The sequence below is a fragment of the Leucobacter salsicius M1-8 genome, assembly GCF_000350525.1.
GTDB lineage: Bacteria > Actinomycetota > Actinomycetes > Actinomycetales > Microbacteriaceae > Leucobacter > Leucobacter salsicius.
Genome location: NZ_AOCN01000022.1, coordinates 197,669 through 219,382, shown reverse-complemented (window position 1 = coordinate 219,382; position 21,714 = coordinate 197,669). Strand labels below are relative to the sequence as shown.

The 21,714-nt window shown below is 62.5% G+C and carries 21 protein-coding genes; 7 read left to right on the top strand and 14 right to left on the bottom strand.

The genetic code is table 11. From position 1 onward, the window contains the following. Positions 1-168: 168 nt before the first annotated feature. The 4 genes from C795_RS0110080 to C795_RS0110065 are packed head-to-tail and all read right to left on the bottom strand — an operon-like array spanning position 169 to position 4,224. The gene (locus tag C795_RS0110080; RefSeq protein WP_017793636.1) at positions 169-969 is read right to left on the bottom strand and encodes an ABC transporter permease; all 801 of its coding nucleotides are present in this window, start codon (positions 967-969) and stop codon (positions 169-171) included. After that, on the bottom strand, positions 966-1,826 hold the full coding sequence (locus tag C795_RS0110075) for an ABC transporter permease (protein WP_017793635.1): 861 nt from the start codon (positions 1,824-1,826) through the stop codon (positions 966-968). The genes C795_RS0110080 and C795_RS0110075 overlap by 4 nt, the downstream gene beginning before the upstream one ends. A 13-nt stretch (positions 1,827-1,839) precedes the next feature. Then, the gene (locus tag C795_RS0110070; protein ID WP_017793634.1) at positions 1,840-3,021 is read right to left on the bottom strand and encodes an ABC transporter ATP-binding protein; all 1,182 of its coding nucleotides are present in this window, start codon (positions 3,019-3,021) and stop codon (positions 1,840-1,842) included. A gap of 3 nt (positions 3,022-3,024) precedes the next feature. Beyond that, on the bottom strand, positions 3,025-4,224 hold the full coding sequence (locus C795_RS0110065; protein ID WP_017793633.1) for an ABC transporter substrate-binding protein: 1,200 nt from the start codon (positions 4,222-4,224) through the stop codon (positions 3,025-3,027). A gap of 352 nt (positions 4,225-4,576) precedes the next feature. Between C795_RS0110065 and C795_RS0110060 the strand changes: the two genes are divergently transcribed. Further along, positions 4,577-5,044, top strand: a complete 468-nt coding sequence (locus C795_RS0110060) for an Lrp/AsnC family transcriptional regulator (protein WP_017793632.1) — start codon at positions 4,577-4,579, stop codon at positions 5,042-5,044. A gap of 2 nt (positions 5,045-5,046) precedes the next feature. Continuing rightward, the gene (locus tag C795_RS0110055) at positions 5,047-6,441 is read left to right on the top strand and encodes an aspartate aminotransferase family protein (RefSeq protein ID WP_017793631.1); all 1,395 of its coding nucleotides are present in this window, start codon (positions 5,047-5,049) and stop codon (positions 6,439-6,441) included. 75 nt (positions 6,442-6,516) lie between these two features. On the opposite strand, the gene C795_RS16940 is transcribed toward C795_RS0110055, so the two are convergent. Both C795_RS16940 and rpsO read right to left on the bottom strand, forming a co-directional pair. Continuing rightward, positions 6,517-7,356 (bottom strand): DUF559 domain-containing protein, encoded by an 840-nt coding sequence (locus C795_RS16940; RefSeq protein ID WP_017793630.1) that lies wholly within the window; start codon positions 7,354-7,356, stop codon positions 6,517-6,519. Between the two features lie 264 nt (positions 7,357-7,620). After that, complete coding sequence (gene rpsO, locus C795_RS0110045; RefSeq protein ID WP_017793629.1) at positions 7,621-7,890, bottom strand: 30S ribosomal protein S15; 270 nt, start codon at positions 7,888-7,890, stop codon at positions 7,621-7,623. Positions 7,891-8,133: 243 nt separating this feature from the next. Here rpsO and C795_RS15745 point away from each other — a divergent pair, with 243 nt between their 5' ends. The 4 genes from C795_RS15745 (at position 8,134) to fdhD (ending at position 12,408) form a co-directional block, all read left to right on the top strand. Further along, positions 8,134-9,360: an ammonium transporter gene (locus C795_RS15745; RefSeq protein ID WP_017793628.1), complete on the top strand. Its 1,227-nt coding sequence runs from the start codon at positions 8,134-8,136 to the stop codon at positions 9,358-9,360. 9 nt (positions 9,361-9,369) lie between these two features. Beyond that, positions 9,370-10,188, top strand: coding sequence for an inositol monophosphatase family protein (locus C795_RS0110035; protein WP_017793627.1), 819 nt, complete (start codon positions 9,370-9,372; stop codon positions 10,186-10,188). 87 nt (positions 10,189-10,275) lie between these two features. After that, positions 10,276-11,475 carry an ABC transporter substrate-binding protein gene (locus C795_RS0110030; RefSeq protein WP_017793626.1) on the top strand — a complete coding sequence of 400 codons (1,200 nt, stop codon included), beginning with the start codon at positions 10,276-10,278 and terminating at the stop codon, positions 11,473-11,475. Positions 11,476-11,517: 42 nt separating this feature from the next. Continuing rightward, the gene (fdhD, locus tag C795_RS0110025) at positions 11,518-12,408 is read left to right on the top strand and encodes a formate dehydrogenase accessory sulfurtransferase FdhD (protein ID WP_017793625.1); all 891 of its coding nucleotides are present in this window, start codon (positions 11,518-11,520) and stop codon (positions 12,406-12,408) included. Positions 12,409-12,427: 19 nt separating this feature from the next. Here the strand turns inward: fdhD and C795_RS0110020 are convergent, their stop codons facing one another. The 6 genes from C795_RS0110020 to C795_RS0110000 form a co-directional block, all read right to left on the bottom strand. After that, positions 12,428-12,865: a globin domain-containing protein gene (locus C795_RS0110020; RefSeq protein WP_017793624.1), complete on the bottom strand. Its 438-nt coding sequence runs from the start codon at positions 12,863-12,865 to the stop codon at positions 12,428-12,430. A 162-nt stretch (positions 12,866-13,027) separates the two neighbouring features. Further along, on the bottom strand, positions 13,028-14,281 hold the full coding sequence (gene fmdA / locus C795_RS0110015) for a formamidase (RefSeq protein ID WP_017793623.1): 1,254 nt from the start codon (positions 14,279-14,281) through the stop codon (positions 13,028-13,030). A gap of 90 nt (positions 14,282-14,371) precedes the next feature. Next, positions 14,372-14,671 carry an FmdB family zinc ribbon protein gene (locus C795_RS16935; protein WP_083879211.1) on the bottom strand — a complete coding sequence of 100 codons (300 nt, stop codon included), beginning with the start codon at positions 14,669-14,671 and terminating at the stop codon, positions 14,372-14,374. Positions 14,672-14,713: 42 nt separating this feature from the next. Then, positions 14,714-15,346 (bottom strand): AmiS/UreI family transporter, encoded by a 633-nt coding sequence (locus tag C795_RS0110010; RefSeq protein WP_017793622.1) that lies wholly within the window; start codon positions 15,344-15,346, stop codon positions 14,714-14,716. A gap of 224 nt (positions 15,347-15,570) precedes the next feature. Then, complete coding sequence (locus C795_RS0110005; protein WP_017793621.1) at positions 15,571-17,049, bottom strand: NCS2 family permease; 1,479 nt, start codon at positions 17,047-17,049, stop codon at positions 15,571-15,573. Between the two features lie 194 nt (positions 17,050-17,243). Beyond that, positions 17,244-17,615, bottom strand: coding sequence for an FKBP-type peptidyl-prolyl cis-trans isomerase (locus C795_RS0110000; protein ID WP_017793620.1), 372 nt, complete (start codon positions 17,613-17,615; stop codon positions 17,244-17,246). Positions 17,616-17,765: 150 nt separating this feature from the next. On the opposite strand from C795_RS0110000, the gene C795_RS0109995 reads away from it, so the two are divergent. Then, complete coding sequence (locus C795_RS0109995; RefSeq protein ID WP_017793619.1) at positions 17,766-18,632, top strand: fumarylacetoacetate hydrolase family protein; 867 nt, start codon at positions 17,766-17,768, stop codon at positions 18,630-18,632. A 108-nt stretch (positions 18,633-18,740) separates the two neighbouring features. On the opposite strand, the gene C795_RS0109990 is transcribed toward C795_RS0109995, so the two are convergent. Further along, positions 18,741-20,198 (bottom strand): aspartate ammonia-lyase, encoded by a 1,458-nt coding sequence (locus C795_RS0109990; RefSeq protein WP_017793618.1) that lies wholly within the window; start codon positions 20,196-20,198, stop codon positions 18,741-18,743. A 60-nt stretch (positions 20,199-20,258) separates the two neighbouring features. Continuing rightward, the gene (locus C795_RS15740) at positions 20,259-21,692 is read right to left on the bottom strand and encodes an MFS transporter (RefSeq protein WP_017793617.1); all 1,434 of its coding nucleotides are present in this window, start codon (positions 21,690-21,692) and stop codon (positions 20,259-20,261) included. Between the last annotated feature and the right edge of the window lie 22 nt (positions 21,693-21,714).

Below are 21,714 nucleotides of genomic sequence, written 5' to 3'. Positions count from 1 at the left end.
CGCATCTCGCACATTCTCTATTTTTTCGGTTCGCGCCCCGAGACGCAAAAGCGACACGTGCTAACCGAACGATGTTCATTATCGGGCCGCTATTCAACGAGAATTCCGCAACATCAGCGAAGGAGGCGGGAATGGTTCCCGCCTCCTTCGCTCTTGTCACGGCATCGACTACTGCCGCGCGAGCCGCTTCTGCTTATTAATGTTGAGCACCTGCACAACGACTACGAGCACCAGCGCACCGACGAACACGATCGAGGCGAGCACGTTGGCCTGCGCAGGAACGCCCTTGAGCGCCGAGACGTAGATGAACTTCGGGAAGGTCGTTGCAGTGCCAGAGTTGAAGTTCGTGATGATGAAGTCATCGAACGACAGCGCGAAGCTCAGCAGCGCGGCTCCGATGATGCCGGGCGTCAGCATTGGCAGCGTGATGCGCCAGAAAACCTGACCAGGTGAGGCGTAGAGGTCACGCCCTGCTTCCTCGATAGCCGGGTTCAGGCTGGCCACGCGGGCCTTCACCGCGACCACCACGTACGAGATACAGAACATGGTGTGCGCGAGGATGATCGTGCCAATCCCCTTCTCAACACCCGCGAGCAGAAACTGCGACGCGAGACCGGCACCAAGCACCACTTCCGGTGTGGCCATCGGGGTGAACAGCAGCAGGCTGATCGTGGAGCGAAACTTGAAGCGATAACGCACGAGCGCCAGCGCGATCAGTGTGCCCAGGATCGTGGCCGCAACGGTGGCAACGATACCCACCAGGATGCTGTTGCTGAAAGCGGTACACACCTGAGGTGCACCACACGGGTTCATCCAGTTGTCGAGGGTAAACCCGCGCCAGAGAATATTGCTGCGTCGCGAATCATTGAACGAAAACACGATGACGTGCACGATAGGAGTGAGCAAGAAAATAAGCGTGATCGCGCTAACGACCGGCACAAACGCTTTTCCGAGGCTAAACGACTTCACAGCAGATCCTCCGCCCCACTCTTCTTCACGTACGTCGCGACAATGACCAGGATGATCACCATCAGCACAATCGACAGCGACGCTGCCATCGGGTAATTCTGGGTCTGTAGGAAGTTCGATTCGATGACGTTACCGACCATCGTCGTTTCGGTACCACCCAGGAACTCACGAGACGCGCTCACGTAGTCACCGGCCATCGGAATGAAGCTGAGCAGCGTGCCCGACACCACACCCGGCAGCGACAGCGGCAGCGTGACCTTGCGGAACACCGTGAGCGGTGATGCGTACAGATCGGTGCCGGCCTCCACCAGACGCAAATCCAATGCCTGCAGGGACGCAAACATTGGCAGCACCATGAACGGGATGAAGTTGTAGACGAGGCCGAGGATCACTGAGAAGTGCGTGCCGACGAGCTCGCTCGGCAGCAGTGACTTCCAGGCCAGGGTACGCAGCAAGAAGCTGATGAAGAACGGAGCAACCACGAGAATCAACAGGATGCCCTGCAGCATCGGGCGCGACCGCACCTTCACGCCGATCAGGTAGGCCAGCGGGTAGCTAATCAGAAGCCCGATGATCGTCGCCGTGAGGGCGTAGATAAACGAGCGCAGAATCTGCGGCCAGTACTCCTGGATCGCCGCAACGTAGTTCGAGAACTGCAGCGCCGAGACGTACTGCCCGATACCGCCACTGGTATCGGGTGCCTGCAGCGACGTGATGATGAGCTGAATAAAGGGGGCCACAAAGAACAGCAGCATGTACAAAATGCCGGGTGCCAAAAGCGCGAGAACGATCTTGCCGTTCTTCCTTGGCACTTGGTCCACGCTTTTCGCGTTCGCCGAGAAGGCGGTCATTGCCATCTTGCTCTCCCCTCTACTCGGCGAGCGCGGCTTGGGACGCGATAGCTCGCGTCGACAGGTCCGCGGTGAGCGCGCCGGTGTCGAGCCGGTCGTCGGCAAGCCCAAAGGTGTGCTCAGCGAGCCAGCTCAGCCACACCTCGTCGCCCTCGCGAGCGGCGGGACCAGCTTCGACGTTCTGCGCGAAGACCTGCACATCGTCCGACCCGGGAATGGAGACCGTGTACTGCGTGCTCACGCCGATAAAGGAGACGTCCGTGATGCGGCCGGGGCCCACGACGTTGACGCCCGCATCGACTGCAGGTGGCTCGCGATGCAGGCGCAGCTTCTCGGGGCGAACGCCCACCGTAATCTCCCCCGCATTGCGCTCGGTGCGCGAGCGCAAAAGCGAGATCCGACTGCCGTTGAAGTCCGTGTGCAGCACCGTCTCAGTGCCACCCGCGACCGTTACCGAGAACAGGTTGGACTGCCCCAGGAAGTTCGCGACGAACACCGTGCGTGGCAGCTCGTACAGCTCTGCGGGTGCACCCATCTGCTCGATGCGTCCCTTGTTCATCACCGCCACAGTATCGGCCATGGTCATGGCCTCTTCCTGGTCGTGGGTGACGTGCAGGAACGTGAGCCCCACCTCCTGCTGAATCTGCTTCAGCTCCTGCTGCATCTGGCGACGCAGCTTGAGATCGAGCGCGCCCAGCGGCTCATCGAGCAGCAGCAGTGCGGGGCGGTTCACGACCGCGCGAGCGAGTGCCACGCGCTGCTGCTGACCACCCGAAAGCTGTGCGGGCTTGCGATCCGAAATGTGATCGAGTTCAACGAGCCGAAGCGCCTCGTGTGCCTTCTCCGTCGCGCCATCGATCTTGCGGCGCCGCAGTCCGAATGCCACATTCTCAAGAATCGACATGTGCGGAAACAGCGCGTAGGACTGGAACACTGTGTTGACCGGCCGCTTGTGCGGCTTCAGGTCGGTTACGTCCCGTCCGCCAATCAAGATGCGCCCCTCCGTGGGGTCCTCGAGACCGGCAACGAGACGCAGGGTCGTCGTCTTGCCGCAGCCCGAGGGTCCCAACAGCGCGAAAAAAGATCCGGCGGGGATCGTGAGATCCACATTCTCAATTGCCGTAAACCCGGGGAATCGCTTCTGAATGCCCACGAGCTCGAGGTCGGCGCCAGACTCGGCGAAGGAATTAAGGTTTGCCATGTCTTACAGCCCCAGTACGTTTTGAAATTCGGTCGAGTACTTCTTATCCTCGGCGGGCGACAGCGTGCGGAAGGTGAGCAGGTGCTCCCAGTCCTTGTCGCTCGGGAAGATCAGCGGGTTGTCCGCGTTCTCAGGGTTGAGCTTCTTCATCGCTTCCTGGGTGCCCTTCACCGGCGGCACAAAGGTGGCATAGTCAGCGACCTGCGCCATGACCTCAGGGTCGTAGTAGTAGTCGATCATTTCCTCGACCTTGGCCTTATTCTCCTTCGACGTACCGTTGGGCACGGTGAAGGAGTCAGCCGCGATCATGCCGCCAGACTCGGGGACCTCCATGGTCCACTGGTTGTCATTCTCGGCGTTCAACATGATGACATCACCTGTCCAGGCCATCGCCGCGAGCGTGTCGCCGCGCTGCAGATCCTGAGTGTACGAGTTGCCCTTGATGTTCTTGATCTGGCCGCTCTGGATGCCGTCATCGAGCCAGGCCAGCGCCTCGTCGAATTCCTTGTCGCCCCACTGCCCCGCCGGGTCGTAGCCCAGGCCAGCGAGGATCATACCCATGGTGTCGCGCATCTCCGAGAGCACGCCCACCTTGCCCTTGAGCTCGGGGCGCAGGAAGTCGTCGAGCGTTTTGATGCCCTTGGGGACTTCCTTCGTGTTCCAGACCCAGCCCGAAGCCGGGAGCTGCCACGGCACCGAGAACTTGCGGCCAGGGTCGACGTCGAGCGCGTCCCACTGGCTGTCGACCATGTTCTTCGTGACGTTGGGCAGGTTGGCGTAGTCGAACTCCTGCACCTGGTTCGCTTCGATGATGCGCGCATTCATCCAGTCGGTGAACGTGATCGTGTCGTACCCGGTGAACTGGCCGAGCTTCAGCTGATCTTTGATCTTGCCGTAAAAGGTGTTGTTGTCATCGATGTCCTCGATGTACTGGACCTCAAAGCCCGCCTGTTCCATGAAAGCTTCAAGCGTTGGATTGGTGTCGGTGTCGGAGTCGTAGTCGAGGTAGTAGGTCCAGTTGCCCCACACAATTCCGTCGCCACCACCTCCTCCGCCACCTGCACAGGAGGCGAGGCCAAGCGCACCGATGCCGGCCGCGCCTGCGGCCGCACCGCGGAGGAGCTGACGACGGTTGAACTGCGCACCGCGAATCATCTGCACAATATTGCGTACGATCGGGTCTTCAGGAAGCGGACGATTCATGAGATATCTCCCTTGGTTCTCACTGGCGAAATCCGCATTTCGCGTGAATCGGCAACGTTGCCGATTCGTGCCTCGAATATGTCACAGAGTGTGACATCTTGCAAAGCGGCACCCGGTGCGGCGACAATTCTTCACGAAACAGTTACATTTGAGCCACTGAGTATGGTGGTTTCTGCCGAGTATCGTGAAGACCACGACGACTTCCGAAGCCGAACCCCGCAGCAACTTCAGAGGTGCACGGTGTCGCATTTGACTGCCCGCAGACACCCCGAGCACCGAGATCGTCATAAATTCGATGCCGAATCTTCGGATTCCTTTGCGTTTTCAGCTTTTGACTGCAAGAATCAGTAGCGTGAGCACCAAACGCATATCGGCAGCTCTCGACGACACGTCGAAGGCGATCATCGAGCAACTACAGCGAGATGGCCGTCGTTCGTACGCGGAGATCGGGAAGGCGGTCGGCCTCAGCGAGGCCGCCGTGCGCCAACGCGTGCAGAAGCTCACGGATGCCGGCGTTATGCAGATTGTCGCTGTTACCGATCCCATGAGGCTCGGGTTCAGCAGGCAAGCCATGCTCGGCATTCGCGTTTCAGGCGATACCCGAATCGTCGCAGACCTCCTCGCGGAGATGTCAGAGATCAGCTATGTCGTGCTTAGCGCGGGCTCCTTTGACATCATCGCCGAAGTTGTTTGTGAAGACGACGACGGTCTCATCGAACTTCTCAACGAGAAAATCCGTGGAATTGAGGGAGTCTCTTCAACCGAGAGCTTCCTTTACCTCCAACTCACCAAACAGAAATACGACTGGGGAACACGATAACCATGTCATTTGATCCGACTGCCGCGGTCGACACCGCTGCGCTTCAGGCTTCGGCCAAGAAGCACATGTGGCCGCACTTCACCAACCGCAAGGTGCTCAATGACGGTATCCCCGTCATCACGCGTGGCGAGGGCCACCACATCTACGACTCGCACGGCAAGCAGTACATCGATGGCCTTGCAGGTCTCTTTGTTGTGAACGCTGGCCACGGCCGCGATCGCATCGTCGAGGCTGCCGCCAAGCAGATGAAGCAGCTTGACTTCATGCCGCTCTGGTCGTACGCGCACCCCGCAGCCATTGAGCTGTCGGAGCGCCTCTCGAGCTACGCCCCCGGCCAGATGAATAAGGTCTTCTTCACCACTGGTGGTGGCGAGGCCGTTGAGTCCGCTTTCAAGCTTGCCAAGCACTACTGGAAGATCCAGGGCAAGCCCATGAAGCACAAGGTCATCTCGCGTTCGGTTGCCTACCACGGCACCCCGCAGGGCGCACTTGCGATCACCGGTATTCCCGACATGAAGAAGTTCTACGAGCCGCTGACCCCCGGTGGTCACCGTGTTCCGAACACGAACTTCTACCGCGCAGATGAGATGGGCGCACCCTCGAACGACATCGAGGCGTTCGGCCAGTGGGCTGCAAACCGCATCGAAGAGGCAATCCTGTTCGAGGGCGAAGACACCGTTGCGGCCGTCTTCCTCGAGCCGGTACAGAACTCGGGCGGCTGCTTCCCCCCGCCCCCCGGCTACTTCAAGCGCGTGCGCGAGATCTGCGACCAGTACGACGTACTGCTCGTCTCGGATGAGGTCATCTGTGCTTACGGCCGCGTTGGCGATTTCTTCGCTTCGAAGGCACTCGGCTACGAGCCCGACATCATCACCTCGGCAAAGGGAATTACCTCGGGCTACGTGCCCCTCGGTGCAATGATTGTCTCGGACAAGGTTTCTGAGCCCTTCAACTCGGTTGAGAACACGTTCTACCACGGCTTCACGTTCGCAGGTCACCCTGCAGCTGCTGCTGCGGCGCTCGCGAACCTCGACATCTTCGAAGAAGAGGACCTCAACGGCCGCGTGCGCGAGAACAGCCCGCTGTTCCGCGCCGAGCTCGAGAAGCTCCTCGACATCGACGTTGTCGGTGACGTTCGTGGTGAGGGCTACTTCTTCGGTATCGAGCTTGTCAAGGACAAGGCAACCAAGGAGACCTTCAACGAGGAAGAGTCGGATCGCCTCCTGCGCGATTACCTCTCGCCCGCACTGTGGGACGCCGGCCTGTACTGCCGCGCCGATGACCGTGGAGACCCCGTCATCCAGCTCGCTCCGCCGCTGACCATTGGTCCGGCTGAGTTCGCTGAGATCGGCGGCATTCTGCGCAGCGTCCTGAAGGACGCTTCGTCGAAGATCTAAGGATCTAGCAAGTGATGGCCCCCTCGCGACTGCGAGGGGGCCATCACTCGTTAATGGGCAAGTACCGGATCGGGATCAACGACTACCAGCGTGGGCCAAGTGCAGACCCTGGGCGACCGCCTGCAGGATGAGGTCTTGGACCTCGGGCCACCGAGCCATGACGTGCTCGTAGCTCACTCGAATGACGTGAAAGCCATTCAGGGTAAGCAGAGCATCGTGCTCGATGTCTCGTGAACGCTGCTCGCCCACGTGCGTGCCACCGTCGATCTGCACCACCAGGCGTTCCCCGATGAGCAAATCCACGCAGTGGCCCAGCAGCCACGCTTGGGCGCAGATCTTGAGGCGGAAGCGCTTCAGACGCAGCTTCACAAAAGACTCCAGGCCAGAGTCCGAGTAGGGCGTAACCTCTCGCACGAGTTGCCTCGCGACCCCGCTCAGCGGAAACCGTTGTAGCTCTGTCAGCTGAATCAGCTTCTTATTGATGGCCGAGTCCCACACGGCCAGGGCGTCTTCGAACGCGAGGCAGCGAGCCACCATCGCGAGCACGTTGATGAGCGGATCCTCGACCAGGTAAGGGTCGCGCGGCATGATCGGCGCGTGCCAGTGCAACCGCAACCCTCTCACAGCGGGGCGTTTGGCCCCGTGGTCGAGGCCGAGGTGCACGGCCCGATCCGGAGCCGTGGTCCATAGCCCCAGGCGCCGCGCCTGAGTCACGCACGTGAGCACCCCCGCGTTTTGCGCCGCAAGCACCAGCTCGGGCGCTGCTCTCGGCGCCGCCAACCAGCCCCGCCGCACACGCACGAGCCGCTTCTCCGCACACAGCTGCTGCAGCCGCGCGTAGCTATAGCCCGCGTCGCGCAGCACGCGCGTCGGCAGCACTCCGTTGTACTGCCTCAAGGCCGTTTCTAGGTACATACCCCAACTCTTGCGAGAGTTACTCGATCGTCCGAGTAATCCCCCGTTTGGGGCCCGGCAAGATTGCCCTGTGCGTTTGCGCTTCGTGTGAGCGGAGCTCACGGGCTCAGTAACTCCGGCAGATTGAGTAACTCCGGATCAATTCGGCCCCAATCTGCCGGAACTGGTGAAAGTTCCGGAGTTCGTGTCCGCAGCGCACAACAAAAAGCGCCCCCCACCAAAGGTGACGGGCGCTTCGCTCTTCCGTGCGAACGGAGGAGAAACTCAGCGACGCAGGCCGAGGCGCTCGATGAGCGTACGGTAACGTGCAATGTCGAGCTGCTGGAGGTAAGCCAGCAGGCGGCGGCGCTGACCGACGAGCAGCAGCAGGCCACGGCGCGAGTGGTGATCGTGCTTGTGATCCTTGAGGTGCTCGGTCAGGTCCTTGATGCGACGCGTGAGCATTGCAACCTGAACCTCGGGGGAACCGGTGTCACCGGGCTTGGTCGCGAACTCTTCCATGATGGCCTTCTTGACTGCTGATTCCAGTGCCATTGGGGACCCCTTTCAATTGCTGCGCGGCGCCTTCAGCAGGATGCTGGGGCTCTCTTTATCCGCGGCCGTTCACACGGCAACCTTGTTATCTTATCACCCTCTGGCGCAGGCACGAACACTGGGCACTCGACTCGCACCGGAAACACAATTGTGACGCTCGCGAGACGCAGACGAGACGGTCCCGAAACACCGCTCCCGCACACTGATTGCACCTCAACAATCCCAGTAGAAAGCAGATGCAACATGACCCTCACCCCGCAAGATGTGTGGATGCTCGCGAGCACCGCCCTCGTACTTGTCATGACTCCGGGGCTCGCGCTCTTCTATGGGGGCCTCGTACGCGTGCGGTCAGTCGTCAACATGATGCTTTTCAGTGTCAGCGCCATGGGGGTGGTTGGCGTGCTCTGGATTCTCTTTGGTTACAGCATGAATTACTTCGCGCCCGGCGAGAGTGGTTTCGCTGGCAGCCCGTTCAAGGACTTCGGCCTCCTCAACACCGACCCCAGCCAGTTCATTGCAGTCGGATTCGGTGCGGTGTTCGCGATGATCAGCACCGCCCTCATCTCGGGCGCGATCGCCGACCGTGTCGGACTCGGCTCCTGGGTGCTGTTTGCTGGCGTCTGGGCGACGCTGGTGTACTTCCCGGTATCGGCGTGGGTGTGGGGCGACGGCTGGATTCAGCGACTGGGCACCACCCTCGGACTCCCCGAGGTCATCGACCTGGCCGGCGGCACGGTGATCCACATCAACGCGGGTGCCGCCGCGCTCGCGCTGGCACTCGTGGCCGGCAAGCGCATCGGGTTTGGTCCCGGATCGCATAAACCCCACAGCGTTCCGCTTGTCACCATCGGCGCCGCGCTGCTGTGGTTTGGGTGGATCGGATTCAACTCGGGCCTCGCCACCGAGACCGGCGAGGCGGGCCTGATCCTCATCAACACGCTCGGCACTCCCGCGGCAGGCATTATCGGCTGGCTGCTGGTCGACGTGCTGCGCGGCAAGAAGCCCGGCGTCATTGGCGCAGCCTCGGGCGCCGTTGCTGGCCTCGTCGCGATCACTCCGGCCGCCGCAGATCTTTCCCCACTCTGGGCGCTCCTGCTTGGCATTGTCGCCGGTGCCGCCTGCGCGTTTGCGATCGACTGGAAGTACCGTCTGGGCTACGACGATTCACTCGACGTCGTGGGGCTACACCTCGTGGCTGGTGTGCTGGGCTCGCTTTATCTGGGGCTCTTCGCCTTTGACAACGGGCTATTTGTGGGTGGAGGCGTCGGGCTCCTCGTCGTGCAGTCCATCTCGGTCATTGCGGTCATGGCGTACTCCTTCACGGTCTCTCTCACCATCGCGCTCGCGGTCAAAGCGATCACCGGGCTCCGTGTGCCGGCCGAGGTGGAGGAGTCGGGCATCGACACCGCAGCGCACGGGGAAGCAGCGTACGCCTACGATTCAGACCAGGCTGCGGCGAGCGCCAGCTAGGCTCGAAGCATGACTTCATCGGCCCCGCTCTCACCCGCCCTGCTCGCCCAGATTGCCACCCGAGTGGCCAGGCTGGCTGGCGACCGCATCCGCGAGCTGCGCGAGCAGGGGGTCGACGTGGCCGCCGCGAAGTCAAGCGCGGTCGACATCGTCACCGAGGCCGATCGTGAAGCTGAACGAATCGTCACGGCCGCCCTGCGCGAGGCGCGCCCCGACGACGGTGTCCTGGGCGAGGAGGGCACCGGCATCACCGGTACCAGCGGTATCACCTGGGTCATCGACCCGATCGATGGCACGGTCAACTACCTCTACAACCTGCCGATGTACACCGTGAGCATCGCAGCCACGGTGCCGTCGCCGGCATACGCCGACGGCAGGCGCGCCATCGCGGGGGCCGTCTACAACCCGAACTCCAACGAGATGTTCGAGGCGGTTGACGGCGGCGGGGCACGACTCAACGGGATCCGTATCGCTCCCACCGGCAACACCGAGCTCGCGACCTCGCTGGTCGCGACGGGATTTGGATACACCGCGGCCCGTCGCACCGTGCAGGCCGAGATGGCGGCGCGCATGCTGCCCGGCGTGCGCGATATTCGCCGCTTTGGATCTGCCGCGAACGATCTTTGCATGGTCGCGTGCGGCCGCGTCGACGCGTTCTATGAGATCGGTCTGCAGCCCTGGGACTATGCAGCGGGGGCTCTCATTGCCACGGAGGCGGGCTGCGCCATCATCGGCGAGCACGATCAACAGGCCCCCGGGGAGCCGTTCATGTTCGTCGGCGCACCAGGCTTGGTACACAAGCTGCGTACCGCAGTGCTCGGAATGTAACGCTTCAGCCAGCCTCCCGACCTTTGATCAGCGAATGTGTCATGATGATTGACAACATCGTCGTTATTGGTTTCCAAGGGAGGAAACATGTCACCACGTTCAGAAGATCCCATTGTTCTTGAGATCGTCAACCGCATTCGCTCGACTCAGCTGGGCCGCCGCCAGCTGTTGCGTGGCGGGGCTGCGGGAGCTGCGCTTTTGGGCGCCGGTGCCCTCAGCGCATGCGCTGGCCCCTCGGGCCCGGGTGACGGTTCGGGCGGCAACCTGCGATGGGCGAACTGGACGTACTACCTCGACTACGACGAGGAGACCGGCGCCAACCCCAGCCTCGATGAGTTCATGGCGCAGACCAACATCACGGTCGAGTACTTCGAAGACATCGATGACAACAAGACCTTCATCGCCAAGATCAAGGACCAGCTGAAGCTCGAGCAAGATACGGGCTATGACGTGTTCTGCCTCACGGACTCGTCGCTCGTGCGCCTGTTTGAACAGGATCAGCTGCAAAAGTTCGACCGCTCGCTGCTCCCCAACGTGGATGGCCAGATGATCGATATGGTGCAGCACGCCACGTTCGATCCGGATCGCCAGTCGTCAATCCCTTACCAGGCCGGTATGACCGGCCTGTGCTACAACGCGCAGCTCTACCCGCAGGGCATCGAGTCGGTTGACGACCTGTGGCGCCCCGATCTCAAGGGCAAGGTGAACCTGCTGAGCGAGCAGGACGATACGCTCGCACTCGTCATGCTGCAGCAAGGCGTCGACATCACGGGCGACTGGGGCGACGACGAGTTCTATGCCGCTCTCGACGTGGTCGAGAAGCAGCTGCGCTCGGGCCAGGTATTTAACGTCAAGGGCAACTCGTACACGCAGGACCTCCAAAAGGGTGACGTGCTTGCGGGCATGTGCTGGTCGGGTGACATTGCAATGCTGAACGAGGAGGAGGGCGAGGAGGTCTGGAAGTTTGTGGTCCCCGAGGCGGGCGCCGCACTCTTCATCGACTCATTCTGCATGCCCGTCGCGACGGAGTCCGCCAAGCAGGTGCACGAGCTCATCAACTACTACTACGAGCCCGAGGTGGCGGCCCAGGTCGCCGAGTACGTGCAGTATGTGACGCCGGTGAAGGGCACACGCGAGGCCATGGAGACGGTGAACCCCGAGCTCGCGAACAACACCCTCATCTTCCCTGACGAGGATATGTCGAGCCGCATCTACGACATGCGCTCACTCACGTCAGAGGAAGACAACCGCTACGCGCAGGCGTTCCAGAAGGTGCTGGGGAACTAGCGCAGGCTTGCCCCGACGCACCATCAGTGCTAAGCAAGGAACGTGTCAAGAATCGCAGCTCGCCGCAAAGTCACCCGCCTCACCGTAGGGGCTGATTCGTCGCGCCGCACAGATTTCCTCGCGGTCGAGGAGCCGCTCGAGATTCGTCTCGGCGGTTCCTCGTTCGTGGTGACGATGCGCTCCCCCGGCCACGACGTCGAACTCGCGGCAGGGTTTCTCGTGTCCGAGGGCGTGATCGCGGCCGCTGACGAGCTCACGACGGCACGGTATTGCGCGGGCGCAACGGCCGACGACGGCAACACGTACAACGTGCTCGATCTGCAGCTCGCCCCCGGGGTGAAGCAGCCTGACCCAAGCCTCGCTCGCAACTTCACGACGACGAGCGCGTGCGGGCTCTGCGGCAAATCGTCCATCGAGGACGTACACACGAACTCCCGCTTTGAGGTCGCGAGCGATACGCTGCGCCTTGATGCTTCGCAGCTGATCACGTTTCCCGATGCCCTTCGGGCTCAGCAGGCGGTGTTCGACCGTACGGGCGGGCTGCACGCGGCGGCCCTGTTCGACGGCAACACGGGCGAACTACTCGTGATCCGCGAGGACGTGGGCCGACACAACGCCGTCGACAAGGTCATCGGCTGGGCACTCATGCACGAGAAGCTTCCTGCCCGCTCCTGCGTGCTCATGGTGTCGGGTCGCGCAAGCTTTGAGCTCACGCAAAAGGCCATCATGGCGGGCATACCGATGCTCGCGGCGGTGTCGGCACCCTCGTCGCTCGCGGCGGATCTCGCGGAGGAATCTGGCCTCACGCTCGTGGGGTTCTTGCGCGGCCAGTCCATGGTGATCTATTCACGGCCGGATCGCATCACGAACGACACCCCGGCACCAGCAATGACTGAAAAGGCTCCCTCCCTAGGCATTTCGGCACAGAAGTAAAACCGACTGCTCGGGGAGCTCAACCTCTTCCAAGTTCATGCGCCCGGGCGTCGCCCACCGCGAACAACCAGTACACCTCGTCCCAGGCCGCGGCAATCTCGGGCGTCACCGCATCACCCTGCACCAACTTCACCGCGGCGATCAGGTGGTGACCGACGACCGTGTACGAGCTGGCCTTCATGCCCAGGGACACGTGCTTGTGCGCGATCCGGCGCATCACGGGCGAGAAATCGGGTGCCTCCGGATCAAGCAGCTGCACCGCGAACGCCATGACCGAGGCGGCCAGGGCCCGCGGCGGCTCACCGACGGTCTGATTGGCCTGGGTGAAGACGTTGAGCAGTTCGGGGTGAGCCTCGAACATCGTCGGGTAGAACACGCCCGTAATGGCATTCGCGTGCTCAGCGACTACGGCCGCGGAGGCCTCGACGAGGACGTATGGCTGGGGTGAAAGGTGCATGGGTGTCTCCTGTGCTTTCTGAGGTTGAAGTACCCACCACCGATCTTTGCCCAGCGCTGAATTGTTCGGATCCGGATCGACCGTGCTTACTCGCACCGCCTGATTTCCCTATGCACGCAGAAAGCCCCCGGCCGCAGCCGGGGGCTTTCAAGACACTACGAGCTAGCCATTTGCGCGCGGTGCGCCGATCCCCGGATCGATCTGTGCCGGACCGGAGGCCGACGGTCGAATGTCGATGTCGAACATCGCGGTCGGAAGGTACACGGTGGAACACGAGTTGGGAATGTCCACCACGCCCGAGAGCCGACCCTCGATCGGAGCGGCTCCGAGCAGTAGGTAGGCCTGCTCGGGGCTGTAGCCGAACTTGGTGAGGTAGTCGATGGCGTGCAGGCACGCGCGCTGGTACGACAGGTGCGAGTCGAGGTAGCGCTGCTCGCCTTCGAGTGTCACCGACGTACCCGAGAATGCGAGCCACTCACTGTACTGCGGCTCCACGTTGCCCGGCATGAAGATCGCATTTTCGGAGACGCCATAGGTCTCCATACCGCCGCGGATGATGTCGACACGCAGGTCGATAAACCCGCCCATCTCGATACCGCCACAGAACGTGATCTCACCATCGCCCTGCGAGAAGTGCAGGTCGCCGACCGAGAAGTTCGCCCCGTCGAGGAAGACGGGGTAGAAGATGCGCGTGCCCTTGGACAGATTCTTGATGTCCTGGTTACCGCCGTTCTCTCGCGGCGGCGCGGTGCGCGCAGCTTCGGAGCCGACCCGAGCCCACTCGCCTCGGTCGAGCCCACCGAGAATCGCATGCTCTGCCTCGGGGGGCAGCGCCAGCGGCGGTACGCGCAGCGGATCGGTCGCGATGAGGTCGCCCTCACGCTTGTTCCACTTGGCGAGCAGCTCGGGCGAGGGTGCGGTGCCCATGAGCCCCGGGTGAATGATGCCGGTGAAGGAGACGCCGGGCACGTGACGCGACGTCGCAGTCTGGCCGTTGAAGTCCCACACGGCCTTGTAGGCGTCGGGGAACTGGTCGGTCAGAAAGCTGCCACCGTTGCGCTTGGCAAAGATACCGGTGTAGCCCCAACCCTGGCCGGCCAGCGGACCACTGTCCTCCTGCGGAATCGGGCCGACGTCGAGAATGTCGACGACCAGCAGGTCGCCCGGGCGGGCGCCTTCGACCGCAAACGGGCCGCTCAACGTGTGCACGGTGAGTAGCGGTGCGTCCAGGATGTCTTGCGCCGAATCATCGTTCTTGATGGCGCCGTCAAACCACTCGCGGCAGTCGACGCGGAAGGTATCGCCGGGTTTCACCGTTGCGACCGGGGGAATCTCAGGGTGCCACCGGTTGTGGCCGAGCTTCTCCTGGTCGACGAATCGTTTGTTGGAATCCAGCTTGAAAATGTGTTCGGGCATGACTTCTACCTTTCGTTATTCATACTTGTTCCTGCGGGTTTCGGGGGCCTCGATGCCACCGAAAGTGGGGAGAGCGAAGGCGTCGCGGCGCTATGACCTAGGAAGCTTCGCATGCAGCGGGTTATGCGTCACAGGCTGTCGTTTAGTGGGCCCGCCTGGGCCGCGGTTACTGGGCAAGCTCGAGACGACCTCGGGCTCGTGGGCGCTACGCGCAGCGCGATCCACGAGACCAAACGCACTCGTTCCCGAGTTCGACAGGTGCGGCGCGGTCATCGCGCGCTTCGCCTGTGCGCCGCAGACGCGACACTCGGCCGAGAGCGGCACGTCCTGCATCGAATACATGGCGTCGAACTCGCATCCTTGCGCGCATCTGAATCTGTAGTTGGGCACGGGCGCCGCCTTTCTGAGGGTGGGGTTGGGAAAGATAGAGTGTTACGCGCCAGCCACGTTGGCGGGTGCCGGAGCCGCGGATCCGGCACCGCGTGGCTTGCCGAGGACCCAGGACAGCGCCAGGAGGATCACCGCAATGACCGCGGCCACGGCGCCTTCCATGGGGCCGGTGACATAGGTGCCGGTGAGCATCATAAGCGCGGGGATGGCGCCCGTGAAAATACCCAGCCAGAGCGTGAACCAGCCGGTGAAGCGGCCCAGGTGACTCTTGCCGAGTCCGAGGACGAGGAAGAAGAGGAACCAGAGCACGGCCCACGAGAACCAGATCACACCGAACACGGGATCGGCGGCCATCGTGTATTGCACGATGCCGTAGACCACCGCGCACGCCGCCACAAAGAGCGAGAACCAGCCAAGCCCCTCCCCCGTGGCGCCTGTGAGCGTATTCCAGGCGACATACAGGTACGTAAAACCAAACAGGTACAGACCTGAGGCGCCCAGAATGGTAGCCGGGTCACCACCAGACTGCGCGATGATAATCGTGGGGAAGATGACCTGCATGCCTCCCACGAACAGGTTCATTGCGGCGGCGGCCTTGGCCGGCACAATATCGATCAGCATGAGACCGTTGATAAACAGCACGGCTCCCACGTACAGCAGACCTACACTACTCATACGAATTCTCTCCTTCGCGACGCTGCGGTGAAGAGCGGCCGAGCAATTAACTCGGCCCGCCTCGGTGCCCCTGTTCCTTCGGGGTGAACCTAACTGCGACGCTATCTGGACGGCGGTGCGGCTGTCAATGAATCGTTCCAAAATTTCGCACAATGTACAACAAGGGCCCAGAATCTTGGATCCCGGGCCCTACATTGGTGGGTCTTCCCACAGCTGGCTACGTATTAAGCGCCGATGAGACTTTCGAGCGGACCACGCGCGAAGAACGCCACAAAGCCCGCGGCGACGATCCACAACAGCCAGTGCACCTGCTTGGCGCGGCCGCTGAATGCGTGCAGCAGCACCCAGGCTACGAATCCCGCACCGATGCCGTTGGCGATCGAGTAGGTCATGGGCATGACCGACACCGTGAGGAACACGGGCAGCAGCACCCGGAAGTCGCTGAGGTCGATGTGCTTGATCTGCGCCATCATCATCGCACCCACCACGACGAGGGCCGCGGCGGCAACCTCGGTCGGCACGATCTGGGTCAGCGGAGTGAAGAACATGGCGAGCAAGAACATGCCGCCCGTAATCATGTTGGCGAAGCCGGTACGCGCCCCCTCGCCGATGCCCGCGCCCGACTCCACAAACACGGTACTCGAGGAGGACGAGGTCATGCCGCCCGCGATGGCGCCGACGCCCTCGATGATCAGTGCCGACTTCAGACGCGGAAAGTTGCCCTTCTTGTCGGCCAGCCCGGCTTCGCGCGAGAGCCCCGTCATCGTGCCCATGGCGTCAAAGAAATTCGTGAAGAGCAGCGTGAATACGAGCATGACAAGCGTCACAATGCCGACTCGGCCGAGGTCGAAGCTGACGGCACCCACCAGGCTCAGATCGGGCACGCTGAAGGGTGCCGAACTCAGCTCGGGTACGGTGAGGCCCCAGCCGCCCGCGTTCGCGATCTCGCCGTCGGCGCCGGTGCGTGGGCCGAGCTGCGCGACAGCCTCAACGATGACGGCACCCACGGTGCCGGCGACGAGGCCAATGAGGAGTCCACCCTTGACGCGTGCGGCCACAAGAATTCCAGTGACCAGCAGCGTCAGCACGAACATCAGGGTGGGGATGGTGACGATTGAGCCGCCGCCGCCGAGGCCTACGGGCGGTGAGCCCTGGCCGGTAGCCGTGACGAAGCCCGCGTTCACGAAACCAATGAACGCGATGAACAGGCCGATACCAACCGTGATGGCGAGCTTCAGCTCGACGGGCACGGCGTCAAAGATCATGCGGCGCAGGCCGGTGGCGGAGAGCAGCACAATCAGCACACCGTTGATGACGACGATCGCCATGGCCTCGGGCCAGGTCACTTGTCCGACCACTGAGAACGCAACAAAGGCGTTGATTCCCAGGCCTGCAGCAAACCCAAATGGAAGCTTGGAGACGAGTCCGAACAGAATCGTCATGACGCCCGCGGTGAGGGCGGTGACGGCACTCACGGCGGGGAATGAGAGCGTGTTGCCCTCAACGTCCACCCCGCTCGTGAGGATAATCGGGTTGAGGATCACGATGTACGCCATCGTGACGAATGTCACGAGCCCCCCACGGATCTCGGTGCCAAAGGTCGAGCCTCGCTCGCTGATCAGGAAGAACCTGTCGAGGCGATTCTTGGGCTCCCGTGGTTCGGCGCTGCCCTGCGCCTCTTGCTGCTGGTCGATTGCGGTCACCGACGGCTCCGTTTCGTGCTGTGTGTTAGCTGAACGAAGCTACGTTACCACTCGGGTGTTTGCTACGGAGCCAGATCTCCAACCGCGTCCACAACGTCCGGCCACCGCACCAACGGCAAACGACAAAGGGCGGGACCGGCTTCGCGCCGATCCCGCCCTCGGCGGAACAACTGTCTAGACCGCCAGGTGAGTGGTTAGCTCACGCCGAGCAGGTCGATCACGAAGATCAGCGTCTTGCCCGAGAGCGGGTGTCCGCCCGAGGTGCCGTACGCCTGTGCCGGGGGCACGATGAGCTTGCGGCGGCCGCCGACCTTCATGCCGGGGATGCCGTCCTGCCAGCCCTTGATGAGCGCGCGCAGCGGGAAGTTGATGGACTCGCCACGGCTCCACGACGAGTCAAACTCATCACCGGAGTCGAACTCGACGCCCAGGTAGTGCACGTCAACGGTCGAGCCGGCAAGCGCCTCAGCGCCGGTGCCCACCTCAATGTCAACGATCTCCAGAGCGGCGGGGGCTGGTCCGTCAGGAAATTCGATCTCGGGCTTGGTCTTCGCGTTCTCGGTCATGCCTCCCATTCTTCCCGAATCCATCACCCGTCGCCTCCGAGTTCGCTCAGAGGAAACTCCTTAGGGTACCTATCACACAAAAAATGAGGTCCGACACTTCACACATGCTCCTGTGTCCCTGGATTCCCTCGTGTCAGATAGCCTGGAGGGGTGAAACTCGCGCACTTGATCTTCTCCCCCGATTCCGCTCCTGAGCTTGCAGTAGTTCGTGGAGAGGCGTGCGTTCCCGTTCGACGCCTCGGTAGCGACGCCCGCACTCTGCAGCAGCACATTGAGGCCGGCCCGGCTGCCCAGCGTGCGCTGAGCAAGGCTGTCACGACGCTGCCCGCTACCGAATGGACACCGCTCGCTGGCGTCTCGTACGCGCCCGCCGTGATCGGCGCGCCCATCACCCTCGCGGTGGGGCTCAATTACGACGAACACGCGAGTGAGCTCAGCCTCGACAACGACTCTGGCCCCGTGCTGTTCTCGCTCTTCCCCAATTCATTGGGCGCGCACCTCGGCGAGGTACCGATTCCGCTGCATCTGAGCGACGAGGTCGACTACGAGGGTGAGCTCGCGGTCATTATCGGCAAGGCCGCAAAGAACGTCTCGGCCGAAGAGGCCCTCGACTATGTCTACGGCTACTCCGTCATCAACGACATCACCGCGCGCAACATTCAGTTCATGGAACCCCAGTGGTCCAGGTGTAAGTCGTTCGATGGCTTCACTCCGGTGGGCCCGGTGGTCACGACGGCCGATGAGATTCCGGATCCGCAGGTGCTCGGCATTACGACCGATGTCGATGGTCTGCGCGTGCAGGACTCGAGCACATCGTTCATGATTCGCACCGTCGCCGAGCTGATTGCCACGATTTCGCAGTCGCTTACGCTGCTTCCCGGTACGGTCATCTCGACCGGCTCCCCCGGTGGCGCCGGCCGCTCACGGAAGCCCCCGCTCTACCTCATGCCCGGCACCGAGGTGACCGTGACGATCGAGAAGATCGGCGCGATCACGTCCTACTGCACGAAGGCATAACCACGCCCGAAGGCCAGCCCAGCGCTGACTTCAGCGCAATACAAAACGGCGGTGAGATCCGAGGATCTCACCGCCGTTTTGTATGACTGGAGGCCAGCTTGCCAGAGATTACTCCGCGGCAGCCTCAGCCGGGACGATGTCAATCGCGCCGGTCTCGGGGTGCAGACCCGCGAGCTTGGACGGCTGCAGAATGTCGTCGAGCTCGGCCTGGCTCAGCAGACCGCGCGCAACCACCAGGTCGCCGACGCGCTCGTTCGTCGCGAGAGCTTCTTTTGCGAGGCTTGCGGCCTCGTAGTAGCCGATGACGGGTGCGAGAGCGGTGATGACGGTCACCGAGCGCGCCATCATGTTCTCGATGTGGTCGACGTTGGCGGTGATTCCATCAACGCAGTTCTCGCGCAGCGTCTTGCACGCGCGCTCGAGCCAGGTGATCGACTGGAACAGCGAGTGAGCCATGATGGGCTCGAACGCGTTCAGCTGCAGCTGACCGGCCTCGACCGCCATCGTCACGGTGACGTCCGAGCCAGCAACGGCGTAGGCCACCTGCGAGACGGCCTCGGGGATCACGGGGTTGACCTTACCGGGCATGATCGACGAGCCTGCCTGGCGTGCGGGCAGGTTGATCTCGCCCAGGCCAGCCTGCGGGCCCGAGGACAGCAGGCGAAGGTCGTTCGAGATCTTCGAGAGCTTGATCGCACTACGCTTGAGGGCACCCGAGAACGTGATGAACACGCCGGTGTCGCTCGTCGACTCGACGAGGTCACCCGCGGTTACGAGGTTGAGGTCGGTGATCTCGCGCAGGTGCTTGACGACCGCTTCGCGGTAGCCCTTCGGTGCGTTGATGCCGGTGCCGATGGCGGTGGCGCCCATGTTGATCTCGCGCAGCAGGGTGACTGCCTCGCGGAGGCGATCGATGTCTTCGCGCAGGGTCACAGCGAACGCGTTGAACTCCTGGCCCAGGGTCATCGGAACGGCGTCCTGCAGCTGCGTGCGGCCAACCTTCACGATGTCCTTGAACTCGCGGCCCTTGTTCGCGAACGAGTCGGAGAGGAGCGCGAGCTCGTCGAGCAGGCTCTCGAGCGAGAACGCGAGCGCAATCTTGATAGCGGTCGGGTACGTGTCGTTGGTCGACTGGCTGTGGTTCGTGTGGTCGTTCGGGTGGATGTAGGAGTAGTCACCCTTTTCGTGGCCTGCCAGCTCGAGCGCGCGGTTCGTGATGACCTCGTTCGCGTTCATGTTGGTCGAGGTGCCAGCGCCACCCTGCACGACGCCCACAACGAACTGATCGTGCAGCATGCCCGTCTTGATCTCTTCACAGGCGCGGTCGATGAGCGTTGCGCGGGGCTCGTCCAGCGCACCAATCTCGAGGTTTGCGCGAGCCGCGGCCTGCTTCACGCAAGCAAATGCACGCACGAAGTCGGGGTAGACCGAAATTGGGCGGCGCGCGATCGGAAAGTTCTCGTGGGCGCGGAACGTGTGCACGCCCCAATACGCGGCCGCAGGCACCTCGACGCTGCCGATCGAGTCCGTTTCAGTGCGGGTTTGTGCCGACAGGAAGTCACTCACCGGTATCTTGGCTCCATCTAAGTTGAAGAAAGCGGACGAGTCCGCGTGAACCCCTCCAGCCTACTCCTCCGGATCGTCCTTTGCGACGTGGCCCGGCAACCGAATTCGGCCGGTCGCGAGCGGAACGGTCGGGGACTCCTGCGGCACCGAACTCTCAACGGGAATCGGTGCAGCCTCGCGCCGCAAAACTTCGAGCGGAGCAGTGAGCGATTCGACCTGTTCACGGGGGTCATCCCCCAGTCCGGGCCGCCCCGCATGCGTGATCTGCAAGCGCCAACCAACACCACGATGAAACCGAAGTTTGCGCGCGGTCACGAGCCAAACGGCGCCCACCAGAAACGCCACAAAACCCGCGAGCGCGCTGATCACAAGCGTCGACCGCGCCCCCAGGCCGTCGGCAGCGGCGCCGACCAGCGGGGCCCCGAGCGGGGTGCCACCCATCAACACTGCAATGTAGAGCGCGATGACCCGGCCGCGCACCTGCGGCGCCGCGGTGGTCTGCACAAAACCATTCGCGGTGGTGAGCAGTGTCGCCGTCGAAAAGCCGAGAAACACGAACGAACCACCGAAGGCCCAGAAGCTAGGCATGAACGCGCTCACGAGGCTCACCACGCCGATACCCCCGGCGGCCGCAATCACCGCGCGCATTCGCGGGACCGGTCGCCGAGCCACGAGCAGCGCACCGGTCAGTGAACCAATCGCGAGCATCGAGTACAGCAGCCCGTAGTCGGTGGCGTCACGCCCAAACTCCACGGCCATCGTCGACGCGATGATCGGAAAATTCATACTGAACGCGCCAAGCACGAACACCATCAAAAAGATGACAAGCAGATCCTGGCGGTGCCGCACGTATCGAAACCCAGCGGCGAGCTGGGCCAATTGGCCCTCCCTCTCCTGCGTGGTGTCGGGCACCCTGTGGGCAGGTCGAATGAAACTCAGCGCCACGAGCACCGCGAGAAACGACACCGCGTTGATAATGAACACCCAGCCCGAGCCGACGGCGGCAATCAGAATGCCCGCGACGGCTGGCCCAACAAGGCGAGCGGAGTTAAACGAGGCTGAGTTCAACGCAATCGCGTTCGAAAGCTGGTCACCCGCCACCAGGTCAGACACGAAGGCCTGCCGCGAGGTCGCGTCAAAGGCGTTGATGACCCCGAGCGCGAGCGCGAACCCGTACACGTGCCACAGCTCGGCAACCCCGGTGACGAGCAGCACTCCAAGTGCTGCGGCGCAGAGCATCAACAGGCTCTGCGTAACCATGAGCACTTTACGTCGGTCGAATTTATCGGCGACTGCCCCGCTGAACGGCACGAGCAGCAGCTGGGGCCCAAACTGGAGCGCCATCGTCACGCCGACCGCCGAGGCGTTGTTGTCGCTCAGCTCGGTGAGGACCACCCAGTTTTGGGCGGTCGATTGCATCCATCCGCCCACGTTTGACAGGAGCGCTCCCGCGAACCAGATGCGGTAGTTGCGCCCTGTGAGCGAACGAAACATGGTGGACACGACGGTGAGCGAC